Annotated in this window: 15 protein-coding genes; 7 read left to right on the top strand and 8 right to left on the bottom strand. The window is 66.8% G+C overall.

Annotated elements, in window-relative coordinates; translation table 11 throughout:
* Positions 1-152 precede the first annotated feature (152 nt).
* On the bottom strand, positions 153-1397 hold the full coding sequence (locus AB0J91_RS04565) for a M14 family zinc carboxypeptidase (protein WP_363864111.1): 1245 nt from the start codon (positions 1395-1397) through the stop codon (positions 153-155).
* A gap of 145 nt (positions 1398-1542) precedes the next feature.
* Between AB0J91_RS04565 and AB0J91_RS04560 the strand changes: the two genes are divergently transcribed.
* The gene (locus tag AB0J91_RS04560; RefSeq protein WP_363864109.1) at positions 1543-2676 is read left to right on the top strand and encodes an MFS transporter; all 1134 of its coding nucleotides are present in this window, start codon (positions 1543-1545) and stop codon (positions 2674-2676) included.
* A gap of 184 nt (positions 2677-2860) precedes the next feature.
* A complete protein-coding gene (locus tag AB0J91_RS04555; RefSeq protein WP_363864107.1) occupies positions 2861-3286 on the top strand; it encodes a hypothetical protein in 426 nt (141 codons plus the stop codon).
* On the opposite strand, the gene AB0J91_RS04550 is transcribed toward AB0J91_RS04555, so the two are convergent.
* Entirely contained in the window at positions 3279-3656 is a 378-nt protein-coding gene (locus tag AB0J91_RS04550; RefSeq protein ID WP_363864105.1) for a hypothetical protein, read from the bottom strand. The genes AB0J91_RS04555 and AB0J91_RS04550 overlap by 8 nt on opposite strands.
* A gap of 314 nt (positions 3657-3970) precedes the next feature.
* Here AB0J91_RS04550 and AB0J91_RS04545 point away from each other — a divergent pair, with 314 nt between their 5' ends.
* The 5 genes from AB0J91_RS04545 to AB0J91_RS04525 all read left to right on the top strand — a co-directional run bounded on the left by AB0J91_RS04545 (position 3971) and on the right by AB0J91_RS04525 (position 10145).
* On the top strand, positions 3971-6070 hold the full coding sequence (locus AB0J91_RS04545; RefSeq protein WP_363864125.1) for a transglycosylase domain-containing protein: 2100 nt from the start codon (positions 3971-3973) through the stop codon (positions 6068-6070).
* Between the two features lie 113 nt (positions 6071-6183).
* A complete protein-coding gene (locus tag AB0J91_RS04540; protein ID WP_363864103.1) occupies positions 6184-7137 on the top strand; it encodes a CPBP family intramembrane glutamic endopeptidase in 954 nt (317 codons plus the stop codon).
* Between the two features lie 87 nt (positions 7138-7224).
* Entirely contained in the window at positions 7225-8592 is a 1368-nt protein-coding gene (locus tag AB0J91_RS04535; RefSeq protein WP_363864101.1) for a serine hydrolase domain-containing protein, read from the top strand.
* 107 nt (positions 8593-8699) lie between these two features.
* A complete protein-coding gene (gene arfB, locus AB0J91_RS04530; RefSeq protein ID WP_363864099.1) occupies positions 8700-9134 on the top strand; it encodes an alternative ribosome rescue aminoacyl-tRNA hydrolase ArfB in 435 nt (144 codons plus the stop codon).
* A gap of 63 nt (positions 9135-9197) precedes the next feature.
* The gene (locus AB0J91_RS04525; protein ID WP_363793992.1) at positions 9198-10145 is read left to right on the top strand and encodes a patatin-like phospholipase family protein; all 948 of its coding nucleotides are present in this window, start codon (positions 9198-9200) and stop codon (positions 10143-10145) included.
* On the opposite strand, the gene AB0J91_RS04520 is transcribed toward AB0J91_RS04525, so the two are convergent.
* From AB0J91_RS04520 to AB0J91_RS04495, 6 genes are all read right to left on the bottom strand, one after another.
* The gene (locus AB0J91_RS04520) at positions 10120-10863 is read right to left on the bottom strand and encodes a hypothetical protein (protein WP_363793994.1); all 744 of its coding nucleotides are present in this window, start codon (positions 10861-10863) and stop codon (positions 10120-10122) included. The two genes, AB0J91_RS04525 and AB0J91_RS04520, sit on opposite strands and share 26 nt — an antisense overlap.
* A gap of 167 nt (positions 10864-11030) precedes the next feature.
* A complete protein-coding gene (locus AB0J91_RS04515; RefSeq protein WP_363793996.1) occupies positions 11031-11663 on the bottom strand; it encodes an ATP/GTP-binding protein in 633 nt (210 codons plus the stop codon).
* Positions 11664-11744: 81 nt separating this feature from the next.
* Positions 11745-12080, bottom strand: coding sequence for a DUF742 domain-containing protein (locus tag AB0J91_RS04510; protein ID WP_363793998.1), 336 nt, complete (start codon positions 12078-12080; stop codon positions 11745-11747).
* Positions 12081-12405: 325 nt separating this feature from the next.
* Positions 12406-12846: a roadblock/LC7 domain-containing protein gene (locus tag AB0J91_RS04505; protein ID WP_132618957.1), complete on the bottom strand. Its 441-nt coding sequence runs from the start codon at positions 12844-12846 to the stop codon at positions 12406-12408.
* A 32-nt stretch (positions 12847-12878) separates the two neighbouring features.
* Complete coding sequence (locus tag AB0J91_RS04500; protein WP_363864097.1) at positions 12879-15821, bottom strand: nitrate- and nitrite sensing domain-containing protein; 2943 nt, start codon at positions 15819-15821, stop codon at positions 12879-12881.
* Complete coding sequence (locus tag AB0J91_RS04495; protein WP_363864095.1) at positions 15818-16135, bottom strand: hypothetical protein; 318 nt, start codon at positions 16133-16135, stop codon at positions 15818-15820. Before AB0J91_RS04495 ends, AB0J91_RS04500 begins: the two co-directional genes overlap by 4 nt.
* Positions 16136-16276: the final 141 nt, after the last annotated feature.

The following is a 16276-nucleotide window of genomic DNA, read 5'->3' as shown; positions in this document are numbered from 1 at the left end:
GACATACCGCTGCTCGCGGAACTCGAGCCTTCGTGCGGCGAGCTCAGCGAGCACATCGTCGAAATCGACAGCACCACTCACGGAGTTCTCCCAGCTCCGAGGCGCTCCGGCCGTGCGCCTGGAGGTCAACGACAGCGCAGCGTTGATGGGAATCAGCCCTCGATGTCGGTCGTCCCCTGCAGGGTCCGCTGGCCGCGGTCGGTCGGCGGAATCTGGTCGTAGGCGGCCGGGTCGAGCTGGGTCACCTCGCCGGAGGCGATGGACGAAAGGATCCCGTCCAAGCCGATGTAGACCGTCCGCGTGAGCATTTCGCGGTGCTGCTCACCGAGCGTCTGAGTCTGACCGCGCACCTCGAAGAGCACGGCACCGCTGCCGTTGAGCTGGAAGGCTCCCAAGCCCGTACCGGGCAGGTTGATGTCCTGCGGGTACAACGTGATGTTGCCGAAGTCGGGGTTGCGCTCGGCAGCGCTTTGAAGCGCGTTGTACGCCGCCACGTTGAGCTGCTTGGAGTACTCCGGGCGATAGCTGTCGGCGAACTCGGCGAAGGCGGCGCCTTCGGGCGTGTTCGGGTCAGCGACGAACTTGCCGGACAGGCTCATGGTCACGAACCTGTCAGTTCCGGGAACCGTGTAGCAGGCTCCTTGGTGATGAAGGTCGACGTAGGTGTCAACAGCGCCGAACTCCGCTTGCAGTCCCGTGTAGACGTCGCGGACCGTCTGCGTCTCCGGGCTGATGAACCAGCCGGGCCGGTCGCTGCTGCCGGGGAAGTCCTGCGGCTGCGGCTGGTACGCCAGGTTCGGGTGGTAGTCGCGGTTGACGTCGAAGCCCGGGCGTTGCGAGTAGTCGTCGCCCTGCCGCTGATCGGTGATGTAGTTCCACGGCGGCGGTGACGTGGCCAGCTGGGGGAACCGGGACTGAACTTCCTGCCAGGTCATGTCGTTGCCGCGCCGGTCGAGGGAACCGGCATCCGGGTTGATCTTCGGCATCGCGACCACCGTCACCTGGTCGCGGATCTGCTGCGCGGTGGTGGAGTCCGACGTGCCCAAGTAGTCGAGGATGTCGAGCAGGGCGTCGGGGCCCGTTTTCTCGTTGCCGTGGATCTCGGCGGTGATGAGAACGACCTTGGGCCCGGTGCCCACGCGCGCGAGCATCATGTCGCGGCCCTTGTTGGAACCGCCCACGTCTTCAACGGCCACCCGGCCGGCGCTGACGCGTTCGATGCGGTCGAGCTCCACCAGCATCTCGTCGTAGCTGGTGAACTCGGTGATCGGGTTCTCCCGAGGTTCCTCGCTGCACGGGGGCGGTGCGGCCATGGTCCGTGGTGCTCCCGCGGTCGCGGGGACCAATCCGGTGCCCACCACGACACCCGCCAACGCCAGTGCTTGCCATCTCTGCATTGCCGGACTCCTTGCCGTTGCCGAAACGGGGCACCAGACAAGTCGATCGACAGAAAGCGCACAATCGGCCAAGAGGGGACAACTCGGAAGGTTCTCGCCAAGTGTCGAATGGACACGTGAAGGGTCCACCCCCTATCAAGAGCAGGTGCGAACACCCGTCTCGAACGAATCCAGGACCCCGCTGCGACAGCGCTCGTTCCGCTTCTTGCTGATCGCGACGGTCGGAGGGTTCTCCGGGTACGCCCTGCTCCTGCCCGTGGTGCCGTTGTGGGCCGTGGCCGGAGGCGCCGGCGAGATCGCAGCGGGCGCGACGAACGCGGTGTTCATGCTGGTCACGGTGCTCGCTCAGCTGGCGATGCCGTGGTTGCTCAGGAGAATGGACTGCCGCGGGCTGTTTGCCCTGGGGACCGCGGTGATCGGGCTTCCGACTCCGCTGTTCGCCCTCTCCAGCGACATGTGGGTGCTGCTCGGAGTCTCGGCGCTGCGCGGAATCGGGTTCGGGGTGCTGACGGTCACCGGCTCGGCGCTGACCGCAGAACTGGTGCCCGTCGCACAACGAGGCCGGGCGGCCGCCTACTACGGGCTCGCCATCGGCCTGCCCAACGTCGCCCTGCTGCCGGCAGGCGTGTGGTTGAGCGGCCGAATCGGGTTCGGGCCCCTGTTCTGGACCGCCGGTGCGATCCCCGTCCTGGCCGCCCTCACGATCCTGGGCATCGAGCGGGTGCGCACCCGCGACCAGGAGCGAGGAGCGCATGCCCGGCCGGTCGCGCTGCTGCCTTCCTGGACGGTCATGGCGGTCAACACGGCCGCGGCAGGCGGTTTGACGGCGTTCCTGCCGCTGGCCGTCACCCCGTCGGTCGCCCCGGCCGCGCTGCTGATCTTCGCCGCCGCCACCATGCTCGGACGCTGGCTCGCCGGGCACCTGGGGGACCGATTTGGGCAGCAGGGCGTCCTCGCACCCTCGGTGCTGTTCGGCGGCTTCGGTGTGCTGCTGCTGGCCTTGGCCGCGTGGACCGCGGACCCGGTGGCGCTGGCGGGCGCGGCGGTGTTCGGCACCGGCTTCGGAGCCGTTCAGAACACGACCCTCATCCTCATGCTGGAACGCGCCGACTCGGCGACCGCGAGCACCGCGTGGAACATCGCCTACGACGGCGGTCACGGACTCGGCGCGATCGGGTTCGGCGTCCTCATCGCCGCGTCCGGATACCCGGTGACCTTCGCGATCACGGGTGCACTGCTGCTCGCCTGCCGCGCCCTGGCCGGCCGCCGGTGGGCGTGAGCAAGGGAATCTTCCTTTCATTCGCTGCGCGGCCACGACCGAAGAGGGACCTTGCCGACCTGTGCATTTGGCCACAGGAGTCCCTTGGGTTCGGGCAGACGAACGAGATCACGCACAGTGGCTGAGACGAGGGGCAACGGTGCCAGGCCGTTGCCGTCTACCGAGAGCACCTAGAATCGGATGCGTGTTGCGCAGCCTGTTGACCCCGCGTTGGCTGCTTCTGCATGCGCTGTTCGTCGTGGCCACGATCGCCACCGGCTTCCTCGCCGTGTGGCAGTGGGATCGCGCGCACGAGGCCGGGGGGAGCTTCCAGAACCTCGGCTATGCGCTGCAGTGGCCGCTGTTCGGCGCCTTCACGATCTTCCTCTGGATCAAGCTGATCCGCATGGACTTCGCGCAGCAGCGCGGCGAGGCCGAACCTGCGACCAGCGCCGGGGCCGAAGACGGGTCGAGCACCGCTGAAGCGGTGTCCGAAAAACCGGAACGGCGCCGGTCACGGCCCTTGGTGCCGCCTCCGGCGCCGCCTGTTGATTCGGATGAAGACCCGGAGCTGGCCGAGTACAACCGGTATCTGGCCGGGCTCGACCAGTCGGATCAGCGCACTAGTTGAAGGTGATCCCGCCGTTGATCTCGCGGGTCTGCACCAAATTCTTGACCTGACCGTTGTTTATGTTGACGACGTTGTCCGACGCCGTGATCTCGTTGTGCACGGCGGCGCCTTCGCGCCGCAGCAGTTCGGCGAACTCCTCGTCGTCCGAGCACACCGCGTCCAGCCGCTCCGCCAGTGCCGTGACCTGAGCTGGGCCCGCATCGTCGCTCTCGGCGGCCTCCAAAGCCGCCTGGGTTTCAGGGTCCTGCTGCGACCTGCGGCGAAGCAGGTCGCGGACCTTCGCCAACGCCATCGTCCCAGCGGCACCCAGTGCGGTGGCCGCCTGCCCACCCAGGGCGGTGGCGAGCGAATCCAGGAACGGATCGGTCATGTTTCCTCCGCGAGCAAGGGAACCCTTCTGTCACGAAGTGTAGTTACTCGGCCTGTTTCCGTGTCGGTTTCGAGTCGAATTCAGTTGTTCGGCAGCAGGCGGAGCGCGCGGGCTGGTGTGATATCAACGAACTGGTTGACGGCAAAGCGAAACGGATGCCGATCGCTTCCGGGCAGTGGAAGCCGGTGGTTCTTCCCGGCGGCTGGGATCGGTGAGCGAGAGCGTGGGTTCGCGCCACTTGGCGCGGTCGGCGGCCGGATCTTGCGGACACTTTGGGGATAGGGGCTGGCGTGCGCAGCGGCGTGCTGTTGAAGATGTTCGGACTGTGCGTCCTAGCCGGCGTACTCGTGGCGGCTTTACTGCTGCCGGTTGCGACCGGGGCTGGGGCGATGGTCAACCAGACCACCCAAGCCATGTCGAAAATGTCGAGTTCGCTCGCCAAACGCGAAATGCCGCAGGTGTCGACCGTCACCGACCGCAACGGCAAACCCATCGCCTACTTCTTCAAGGACTACCGGGTCGAAACCCACCCCGGGCAGATCGCCGACACCATGAAGGCCGCCATCACCGCGGTCGAGGACAAGCGCTACTGGCATCACGGCGGCGTCGACTGGCACGGCACGATCCGCGCTCTCGCGACGAACATCGGCAGCGGCGAGACAGCGCAGGGCGCGTCCACGATCACCCAGCAGTACGTGAAGAACTACCTGGTGCACGTCTCGGCCACCACCGAGTTGGAGGCGGAGCAGGCCAAGGAGACCACGGTCGCCCGGAAGCTCCGCGAAGCCAAGATCGCCGTCGAGCTCGAACGCACCATGTCCAAGGAAGAGATCCTCACCGGATATCTCAACGTGGTGCCCTTCGGCAACCAGACCTTCGGGGTCGGCGCTGCTTCCCAGACGTACTTCGGCACCACTCCTGACAAGCTGACGATCGCCCAGGCAGCGCTGCTGGCCGCCGTGGTCAACCAGCCCGGTTCGCTGAACCCCAACAGCAACCCGCAGGACGCGCTGGCCCGGCGGAACCTCGTCATCGACCTGATGGCCGACAGCAACAACGACATCCGCATCACCGAGGAAGACGCTGAGATCGCGAAGAAGGAGCCCTTGGGCGTCCTGTCCCCGCTGGGGCGGCCGCCGAACGGCTGCGTCGGCATCGGCGACGGCACCACCGACGGATTCTTCTGCACCTACGTCCGCGACTACCTCGAGCGCTACGGCATCGACACCGACAAGCTGAAGGTCGGCGGCTACACGGTGCGCACGACCCTGGACCGCACTGCTTCTGATGCTGCCAAGCAGGCCGCTCAGAAGCAGGTCCCGACCCAGACCGACGGCATCGCCAACGCGATGTCGGTCGTCGAACCCGGCAAGGACAAGCACAAGGTCCGCGCCCTGGTCGCCAACCGCGACTTCGGCAACGACCCGAGCAAGGGTCAGACGGCCTACGACATCGTCAGCCGCGTGCAGCCCTTCGGCGCGGGGTCGATCTACAAGATCTTCACCGCCGGGGCTGCGATCGAGCGCGGCATGAGCATCTACGACACGATCGACGTCCCCGCCAGCTACACCTCGCGGATCTACAAGAACGGGCAGGCGCCCTACACCGTGCACAACGCCGACGGCGTGAGGCCGGGACCGCGAACGTTGCAGATGGCGTTGGCGACCTCGCCGAACACCGGCTTCGTGGCGCTGCTGGAACGGGCCGGCCTGAACAACGCTGTCGACATGGCCGCCAAGCTCGGCATGCGCAAGAGCATCAACGGCGTCAACTCGCTGGGTTCGACCCTCAAGGACGACGGCTCGAACGGGCCCGCGTTGGGCGACTCGATCAAGCGGCGCAACAACGGTTCCTTCACCCTCGGCTTCACGCCGACCAGCGTGCTGGAACTGTCCAACGTCGCGGCCACGATCATGAGCGATGGCGTCTACTGCCCGCCGACCCCGATCGAAGAGGTCAAGGACCGCTACGGCAACTCGGTGCAGCTCGGTGAGCCTGCCTGCGAGCAGGCGGTGGCACCGGCGGTGGCCACCGCTCTCGCGCAAGGGCTGAGCAAGGACGACACCGAGGGAACCTCCCGCGCGGCGGCGCAGGCCGTCCAGTGGGCGCGTCCGATGATCGGAAAGACCGGTACGACCCAGGAGCACAAGTCCGCGGCCTTCCTGGCTGCCACCCCGCAGATGGCCGGTGCCGTGCTGACCTACTCCGACGGCAAGCGCCCGGAAGGGATCTGTGACGGTGGCGGAGACGCGCCGCCCTACCTGTGCGGCGGTGGCGGCAACATCTACGGCGGCAAGGTGCCCGCGCGAACGTGGTTCGACGCGATGACCAAGATCCACAGCGGACTTCCGGTCGCCGCCCTGCCGGGCACGCCACCGCCCGCCGCGACGCCGCCTGCGCAACCGGCGCCGTAATCGGATGTGAGCATGGGGACCTTTCTGTCATGTCGAGTGGCAGGAAGGTCCCCATTTTCGTGTCATCAGGCCGTACTCAGCGATAACTCAGAAAACATTGGCAAGATGCCTGCGTGGTTTCCGAACGTGATCGAGTGGATGTTCGCGGCACCGTCTGGTTCGTGGTCCTCGCCTATGCACCTGCTTGGTTGCTGAGCACACCCCTGTGGCTGACCGGCGAGGGACTGTCGTGGGAATGGGCGCCGGTCGCTCTCACACTCATGATGCTCGTGCCCGCCGTCGCGGCAGTGGTGGTCACCAAGTGGATCAGCAGCTCCCCGTTGCGCGAGTTGGGACTCACCAACGCCGGCGGGATCAAGAAGTGGTGGAGATACGCCGTCCTGGGGTGCGTCGGGCCTCTGCTGGCGGTGCTGCTCTCCTTGCTGGTCGGCTACCTGCTCGGCGTCTACAAGGCGGACTGGACCGGTTTCTCGGGACTCGTCGAGCAGTTCGGAGCCACCGTCGTCGGCGAGCAGAACCAGACATCACCGACGGCGCTCGCGCTGACCCAGCTCGGCCAGGTCTTCCTGCTCGGATGGGTGCACACGCTGCCTGCGCTCGGCGAAGAACTCGGTTGGCGCGGTTACCTGGCCAAAGCCCTGCTGCCGCTGGGACAGCCCGGTTCCTTCCTCACCACAGGTGTCCTGTGGGGGCTTTGGCACGCGCCGATCCTGCTCCTCGGATACAACTACCCGACGGTTCCCATCGTGGTGTCGTTCCTGATGATGGGCTCCTTCTGCGTGCTCGTGGGAACGCTGCTGAGCTGGCTGAGGCTCGCCTCCGGCAGCGTGTGGCCGGCCGCGATCGCACACGGCTTCCTCAACTCCGCGGGTGCGATGGCAGTGATCTTCAGCCAGGCCGGTCACCCGGTCGACAACGCCAGCGTCGGCCTGCTGGGATGGAGCGGCTGGATCGTGCTGATTCTGCTCATCCTCGTCCTGGTCATGCTCGGACGGCTGCCCGTGCGCTTCCAGGTCGCCAAGGAAGGAATCAGCAAGGGGGTCGAGCGTCGCAGTCGCAAGGCATGAGCGGGGCAAGGGAACCTTTCCGCCACCCTGCTCCATCCGATCGCGAAATGTGCGTGTGCTGGTCCTTTGGCGTGAAAGCATTGGGGCATGGTGACGAGTCTGCTGCCCTCCACCCAGCGCGTGCTGCTGCGGCGCCTGGCCGTGGAGCAGAGTGAAAACCGTGTTCCTTCGCTGATCGCCGGTCTCGTGCGTGATGGAGAGACGGTCTGGTTCGGTTCCCGTGGCCAGGTGAACGATGCTCCCTCCACGACGGACACCCAATACCGGATCGGGTCGATCACGAAGACGTTCGTGGGCGTGCTCGTGATGCGGCTGCGCGACGAAGGCCGACTCGACCTCGCCGACAAGCTGGACGAGTACCTGCCGGGGACCTCGCTCGGCAACCGCAGCATCGGCGAGATCCTCAGCCAGTGCAGCGGGTTGACCGCCGAGCCCGCAGGACAGTGGTGGGAGCGCACCCCGGGTGGAAGCCCGGAGGAGCTGCTCGCCTCCGTCGACGACAGTGCGCTCCGCCCGACACCGCGCCACCAGTTCCACTACTCCAACGTGGGTTTCGGAATCCTGGGTGAACTGGTCGCCCGGCTTCGTGGCGCCCCGTGGCACGAGGTGATGGAGCGCGAGATCCTGCGGCCGCTCGGCATGCGCCGCACGACCCTGAGCCCCGTCGCGCCCCACGCGGAGGGACTTGCCGTCCACCCGTGGGCGGACGTGGTGCTACCGGAGCCGGCGGAAGACGCAGGTGCGATGGCTCCCGCAGGGCAGCTGTGGTCGACCTACGACGACATGGTCCGGTGGGCCCGTTTCGTCCTGGGCGACACCGGCGAAGTGCTCCACCCGGACACGGTGGCCGAAATGCGCGTGCCCGGATCGGTGGACGACGGGCCTGAATGGCGTTCCGGTTATGGGCTCGGTTTTCAGCTGATGCGACACAACGGGCGTCGCCTGGCCGGGCACAGCGGTTCGATGCCGGGCTTCTTGGCCAGCGTGTGGACCGACCCCGCCGAGAACGAGGCGGTGATCTTCATGGCCAACACGACGGCGGGAGTCACCGGGGCGCTGGGCACGGACCTGCTTGACGCCTTGGCCGAGCACGAACCACGAATCCCGAAGCCCTGGATCCCGCGACCGGACGTGGACATGGGGCTGCTGGAACTGACGGGGGAGTGGTACTGGGGCCCGTCGCCGCACGTGCTGCGCGTGCTCAGCAACGGACTCCTCGACCTCAGGCTCGGTCACGGCCGTCGAGGAAGGGCCTCGCGCTTCCGGCCGAACGGCGACGGCACCTGGACTGGTCTGGACGGTTACTACGCGGGCGAGATCTTGCGCATCGGCCGGGACGCCGACGGCACGCCCAACCACCTCAACCTGAACACGTTCATCTTCACTCGCACCCCATATGCCTCAGACGCCCCGGTGCCCGGTGGCGTTGCGGGATGGCGACCCGCAGGCAGCTGATCCGCGCAGCTTGGGTCCCTTCCTGCCAAAGATCCACGACGAAGGGACCCAAGCTGCCCAGGCGGGCGCGACTATGCCGAGCAGAACCCGTGCGGCATGCTTGCGGTATGGCCGACGACCTGCCGATCACGAGTGGCTGGAGCATTCCGCCCGCAGAACTGTCCGAACGTTTCTCCAGGTCGTCGGGGCCAGGCGGGCAAGGAGTCAACACCACCGACTCGCGGGTGGAGCTTTCGTTCGACCTGGCGCGCTCGTCCTCGATTCCCGAGCGACTGCGCGCACGCGCGCTGGAGAAGCTCGGGAACCGATTGGTCGATGGCGTGCTCACGATCACCGCCTCCGAGAACCGAGCTCAGCTGGCCAACCGCCAAGCCGCCCGGGAACGCCTCGCCGCAGTGCTGGCCTCCGCCGTCGCACCACCCGCTGCGAAGCGCCGCCCCACCAAACCGACCAAGGGATCGCAAAGGCGACGACTCGCCGGCAAGAAACGGCGCGCTGAAGTCAAACGTCAGCGCAGACGAGGTGACCCCGGCGACGCCTGAGCTGCGAAGACCGCGTTCCTGGTTACTCTTGCGCACAGGTGAACGCCAGGAGGGAACGAGCTGATGCGCACAGCATGGGTCATGCCCGGCGGCTCCACCTTCGGAGCCATCCAGGCAGGTCTGGCAACGGCACTGTTCGAGGCGGGCATCGTGCCGGATCTCGTCGTGGGAACCTCCGCGGGCTCGCTCAACGCGGCGTGGCTGGCCGGTGATCCGACCACGCGCGGTGCCGAGAAGCTGCGCGACCTGTGGAAGTCGATGCGGCGAGCCGACGTGTTCCCGATTCAGCCCACCAGGATCCTCGCCGGCAAGCTCGGTCTGTCCAACCACGTCATGGGCAACCACGGCCTGGCCCGCTGGCTGCACGAAACCCTGCCGTTCCGCAGGCTGGAGCAGGGCGCGATCCCTCTGACGGTGACCGCGACCGATCTCGACACCGGTGATGCCGTCTACTTCGAAGACGGCCCTGCCCTGCCACCGCTGGTGGCGTCGTGCTCGATTCCTGGGATGTTCCCTCCAGTCGAAGTCGGTGGACGCTGGCTCGTCGACGGTGGACCTGCCGCGTTCATGCCCATCAGCCGCGCGGTTGAGCAGGGAGCACAACGGGTGTTCGTGCTCCCCTGTGGCGGCACTGAGCCTTTCGAGTTCACCCAGGATCGGCGCCGCGGGATCGGTTCGATCGCGACCTGGCCGCCGCCGAAGTCACCGCCGCGCTCGATCAGTGGTGTCAACGGAGCTGCTCTAGGCGCCGCGATGGTCTCCGCAGCACGACTGGACATGCAGGTCAACGCCCCGCGTTGCGAGTTGTACGTGGTGCCGGCTCCTTCCATCGTCGGTCTTTCGCCCTACTCCTTCGCGCACTCCGGGGCTTTGATCGACAGCGCCTGGCGCGTCGCCCGCGACTGGCTCCCCGCAGCCACACCCGTTCCGGCCGGGCACCCCGTCACCATCGCCGGAAGACCCGTCGGAGACGAGCAGTTCGGAATCACGGACTCGGCACCAGCGTTCTGAGGACGGTGCGGCTGAGCAACCGCCCCGCGCTCCACAGGGAACGGCGGCGCGGTCGCACAGCACGCGGTGGCGGCGGCCCGGAGGTGGGTGTCAGCGTCACGCGCAGGAGATCTCGTGGCGGTTCAAGACCGGATTTGTAGGCGCGCAGCGTCGCGCGGGGCACGGCTGTTCCCCGCCGGCTTCCGCTGTCCATCTCGGCCACGAGTTCCTCGAAACGGCAGAGGTTCTCCGCCTTGATCGCCTCGAACAAGACCTGCCGGGTCAGCGCCGCCGACATGAAGGTGCGAGCACCGTCCATCACCGCGCGCACCGGCGGCGCCACAGGAATCCCTTCGATGAAAACGGGTTTCGGCAGTCGGGTGGTGCGCTCGAACCTGGTGCCCGCGTAGCTCTGGATCTTCTGGCGATGCGGGATGAGGACGTGGATGTCGGCCGATTCCGGAGGCGACTTCAAGCCGTGCAGGCGAGCCGCGTGCAATCCGGTGAGCATCGCGTGAGGCCCGGCGCGAAGCAGAGCAGCGTCGATGCGATCCCGCACTGTCGCAGGGCCGGGGGCGACGAGCACGATTCCTGGGGCCAGACGTGTCCACGGGCCGTCGGCACGAGCCCAGCGATAGGCCGTGGACTGGCTGATTCCGAGCTTGGTCAGTTCACTGACCCGGTACACGCGGCGGCGGAAGCTCAGAGCGGCGGCTTTGGCGGCGGTCGTCTTCTGCATGCGTAGAACTATCCGCATAGTAGGCGCCGAATTCGTGTAGCAGGCACGGCCGATGCGTGTGTCGTGACCACCTGACCGGGTGATTAGCTGATTCTAAGTGGGTATGGGGACGTTCCGGTCAGTTCAGCCGGGTGGGAACGTACCCATACCCACCGAGAGAAGACCGCTCAGCGGGTGGCAGAAAGGCTCCCCTGCTCTTCCGGATGCTTCTGCATCCACCACTGCATCGCGTATTCGACCAACCGGATCAGAGATTGCTTGGTGGACTCCCGGTTTCGGGCGTCGCAGGTGACGATCGGAACGTCCGCCGGGATCGCCATCGCCTCGCGAACCTCCTGAACCCGGTGCTGCAGGTTGCCGTCGAAGCAGTTGAGCCCAACGATGTAGGGCAGCTTCCGGTCCTCGAAGAAGTCGATGGCCGAGAAGCAGTCGGCCAGCCGGCGCGTGTCGACCAGGACGACCGCACCGATCGCTCCGCGCACCAAGTCGTCCCACATGAACCAGAACCGGTGCTGACCAGGCGTGCCGAACAGGTAGAGGATCAGGTCCGAGTCCAGTGACAGACGACCGAAGTCCATGGCCACCGTCGTGGTCTGCTTGTTCGGGGTCGCATGCAGGTCGTCGATGCCGTGGCTGGCCTCGGTCATGACCGCTTCGGTGGTCAGCGGCACGATTTCCGAAACCGAACCGACGAATGTGGTTTTGCCGGCGCCGAAACCACCTGCGACGACGATCTTCGCGGAGGTGGTGTTCGGGGACCTGCGGGGGTATTCAGGTCGGGCTTGCCTATCAGGATTCATGTCTGCCCACTTCAGTCATCAAGTCAATGCTGGGTGTCTGCGTTCGGCGCGCTGCCCAGGAGACCCGCGCGCTGGGGGAAGTCAGAGTCGGCGAAGTCCGCTCAGGACCCGTTCCATCAACAAGAAGTGCGACGAGCTGCTGTTGTCGCTGACCGTCTCGTGCACCGTGACCAGACCCAGATCCGCCATGTCGCCGAGCAGGACCTTCGCCACGCCGAGTGGAACTCCCAGCATCGCGCCGACCTCGGCGATCGACCGCGGATGCTGGCAGATCTCAGCGACGGCGTGGTGCTCGGTGCGCTGCAACCTCTCCGGCGTGCAGAAATCGCTCGCCGAAACCAGCGTTTCGAGCTCCAGGTGGTGGTTGGACCTGGTTCGTCCACCGGTCCACGCGTATGGGCGGATGGAGGTGGACATCGCTTCACCGGTCGGCGAAGCGTCCCGTGCGGTCTGAGAACCGGCCGCACTCGACGGAGCGGGGTTGCCGCGACCACCGGCCGGCTGTGGTGCTGTGGATGGGCCGGGGAAGGCCGACCGCGCCTGGGAGGCGTCCTTGACCTCCTCCGACTCGGTCGTGCTCGGGGGCCCGGGATCCTTCTGAGCACGCTTCCGGCGCCACCCGCGTCTACCGCTGTCCAGGGTGAACCCGTTGAAAACCTCCGCCACGCTTTCGCTTTCCGGCGAGCCGGAGGGGCGCCGCCGGTGTTGCCCGGTCGGGTCCGGACCTTCGCTCATCTTCGCCTCACACCGACTGTCCGGTCATCACTCGGCTTGTTCCCTGCAGCTGAGAACGCAGCTCCGGCGTCAGGATCTGGCCGACGCGCTCGACCAACAGGGTCATCTCGTAGGCGATCAAACCCATGTCGCACTGCGGCGCCGCCAAAACCGTCAAGCAGGAGCCGTCGCTGATCGCCATCTGCAGCATCAGACCGCGCTCCATCTCGACGACGGTCTCGGTGACAGCGCCCGCCTCGAAGCACCGAGCCGCACCCTGCGTGAGGCTGAGCAGGCCGGACGCGACGGCGGCGAGCTGGTCTGCGCGGTCGGTGGGGAGTTTCGCCGATGCGGTCAGCAGAAGTCCGTCAGCCGAGACGACGACTGCGTGGGCAACACCGGGAACCCGCTCGGTGAAGTCCGTGACGAGCCAACCGAACTGGCTCGGCTGGGAATTTTGGGCGTTCATGGCGCCTCCTTTCCTCCTAACTGCTTCGGGGATCACCGGGTCTCATCCGTTGACGGCTGTGGGCCGCGAAGGCTGTGCTTGCCCTCGCGGACACCGCGTTGGAAGCTGGCCAACCGTCCGCGCGTCACGTCGGCGTCGCGCGGAGATGTGGCGGTCGAATCGGTGACCGATCCCGATACCAGCTGGGCTCTGGGGGTCCGGCGTGGCAGACCCGACGGCGTGTACTGCGGGGCCTCGTTCCCGGCCTGCGGCTCCGCCGTCTCTGCGCTGCCATCCTCGGGTGGGGCCTGCTGGGTGGTGGCGGACTGTTCCGCGCTCGTTGCCGCGACCTGCGAGGCCTGGTTCAGACGGTGACGGCCACGCTGGACGCCTGCTTGGAAGCTCGCCAACCTGCCTCGCGCCCGGTTGGGGTCACGCGCAGGACGGAGTTCGTCGCTGTCCGTCCGGTCAGCGCTGCCCGCGACCAGGTTCGCCAGCGGAACCCGCTGGGGCAGCCCGGCCGAGGTGAAGTCGGTCGGCTCGGAGGCCGCGACCTCCTCAGCGCGCTGCTGACCCTCATCGCTGGCGAAGGTCCAGTCACGCGAGTCGACCTCGCCGCCCGTGCTGGGGGCCTCATCGGAGGAAGGGGCCCTTTCATCCAGCTTCACGGCCGGCAGGATCACGGTGACCGGGGTGTCGTCGATCTCGTCGGGCCAGCGGAACTTGGGTTCTGCGTCCGGGTCGCCGTCCTCCCGCTCCAGGAACCACACCGACGACAGCTCGTCGAGGATCGCCTCCGGGGTCTCGGGAACCTCCATCTCAGGCGGCGGCTCCGCGGAGGCCTCCTCGGCGCTGAAGAGCTCGTGGGACGAGTCTTCGTCATCGGCACTGCGGAAGAGGTGGAACCCGTTGTGAGTCGGTGGGTTGCTGATCGCGTCCTGTTCGGCTGCCTCCCAGTCGAACTGCCTGATCAGCGTGTCGTCGTCGTGCCCGGGCCGGTAGACGCCGTTGGTGCGCGGGGCGGGGAGCGAGACGTCGTCGATCAGCAGGTCCGGCCGGAGGGTCATGGTCACGCGCAGGCCGGTGTCCTTCTGACCGGGCATCAGCTCCACCCGGATGCCGTGTCTGCGTGCCAGGCGGCCCACCACGAACAGGCCCATGCGTCGCGACGTGGACTGCTTGATCTCCTCGTCGGAGTTCAGGCGCTGGTTGGCTTCCGCGAGCTCGTCCGGGTTCATGCCGATGCCGTCGTCGTCGATGTCGATGCGCAGCGAGCCGTCGCGGTCTCGTTGTCCCGACACCACGACCTGGGTCTGCGGCGCGGAGAAGTTCGCGGCGTTGTCGAGGAGTTCGGCCAGCAGCCGCACCAGGTCGCTGGCCACGTACCCGACGATCTTGGTGTCCGGTAGTTGCAGCACGTTGACCCGCGGGTAGTGCTCGATCTCCGACACGGCGGCGCGCAGCAGGTCGGCCGGCGTGGTGGGGCGGGTGAAGCGACGTGCCAGATCGGCGCCGGAGAGCACCATCAGGTTCTCGTTGTTGCGGCGCATTCGGGTCGCGAGGTGGTCCAGCTGGAACAGCGTTGCCAGTTGGTCAGGGTCCTCTTCGTCGCGTTCGAGCTGCTCGAAGAGTCGAAGCTGACGTTCGAGCAGGCTCTGGCTGCGTCGCGACACGTTGATGAACGAGTCGCTGTAGCTGCGGCGGAGTTCTGCCTGCTCGGTGGCGAGGGTGACCGCCTGGGTGTGCACGTCGTCGAAGGCTCGGGCAACTTCGCCGACTTCGTCGGTGGTGTTGACCGGCACCGGCTGGACGGCCTGTGTCGCGTGTCCGGCGCGGATGTCGGCGACGGCGTTGGGGAGCTGGTGGTTGGCGGTGTCGAGTGCGCTGTGCCGCAGCATTTCGAGCGAGCCGAGCAGATGCCTCGCCACCATGACCACGATCGCGCCGGCGATCAGCAGTGCGGTGAGCAGGATGACCGATTCGAGACCGGCGAGGTTGCCCGCGGTGTCCTGCAGGCTGAACGCGGTTTGGTGCAGCTGCTGGTCGAGCTGGGCCTGCAGCGTGTTGAGCGCCTGGGCTGCGGTGCTGGACTGTTCCTTCCACGTCGCGGTCGACACCAGGTGCGAGGACAGGGTGGATCGGGTGTTGTTCTGCTCGGCCATCGCCAGCTGAACCGAGGTTTCCCGTGCCGGCACCTGAGGATTGGAGTAGAGCTGGTCGTAGCGGACGCGTTGCTGCGGGTCGGCTGCGGCGCGGAACTCCTTGACCGCTGCGGTGCGGCGGGCCTCGCTCGCGGCCAGGCGGGTGAGGTTGTCACTGGTGAACTCGTCGCGGGACAGGCCGGTGAGCACCAGGGCCTGTTGCAGCTGGACCTCTTCGCTGATCTTGGCGAGCTCGTGCACGGTGGTGGCGGTGGCCACCAGCTCCGAGGACGAGATCTGGCTGATCAGCGTCCGGTCCAGCGCGAGCATCACGTCGATGAGCTCGGTGTAGGAGTTGGCGGTGATGCCGGGGTCGACGCGTCCGCCGAGCACGAGCTTGCGGATCGGCTCGAGTTCGGTCGACTGCCGTTCGGTTTCCTGCTTGGCGTACTGAACGGCGTCGCTGTCCGGTGCGGCGTTCAACAGGCGTTGGGTCTCCGCCAGCGCCTTGTCGGACGCGGCGAAGCGGTTCCTGACGTTGGCCTCGGTCACCTGGCTGCGAACCAGGAATTCGGCGGACTGAGTGCGTTCCTCCTGCAACCTGTCGACGGCGGTGCGCACGGCGCGGCCGGCTGAGACGACGCGGTCCATCTGCTCGTAGTTGCTGGCTTCGGTGATCTGGCCGCGAATCTGAAGGACGCCCAGCACGATCGCGAAGATGACCGGTACCAGAACGACAGCGGCGATCTTGACCGGGAGTTTCCAGTTGTGCCACGTGATGATTCGGGACGTGGCGCGCGACCACATGGATGCCCGGGTCGCGTTCGCGGGCGGGTCTTCTACTCCGCTGCTCACGACGCAGTCCTTTCCCGCGCGGTCGAAGCTTTCATCGCCAACTGCGCGTTCGTGTGGTGGGCAGGCCGGCCCGCCTCGGGTGTGCGCGGCAGGTCATCGTGGTTGGCGGCGCTGCCTGCGTTTCGGGGGTTTTCGCGGGTGGCCGTGCGGTCTCGACCGGCTATTTCGAAGTGCCTGCGATGTCGGGGGTGATCGCGGTGGCATCGAATTCGCATACCGGTCTTCGGCGTGCAGAACACTACCTCACCGGAATGATCTACTTTCTGCATTGAATTCAGCGCTCTGACCAGTGCATTCGGGTCGATGGAGATCATCTTCACGGGTGTGTGGGAGCTCGTTGGGCACTTTGGACACTGATCGTGTTCATTGCCGCGAAGGCGGGATGCGCTTTAGTCACCCGATGGAGAGAATCTCTACGGCTGGGTGACAAAGGGGTCGAACGTCGTGGGAATGTG

Source organism: Saccharopolyspora sp. NPDC049357 (genome assembly GCF_040677225.1).
Taxonomy (GTDB): Bacteria; Actinomycetota; Actinomycetes; order Mycobacteriales; family Pseudonocardiaceae; genus Saccharopolyspora.
Note: the sequence above shows the minus strand (reverse complement) of the source record. Positions and strands in the feature narration are given on the sequence as shown.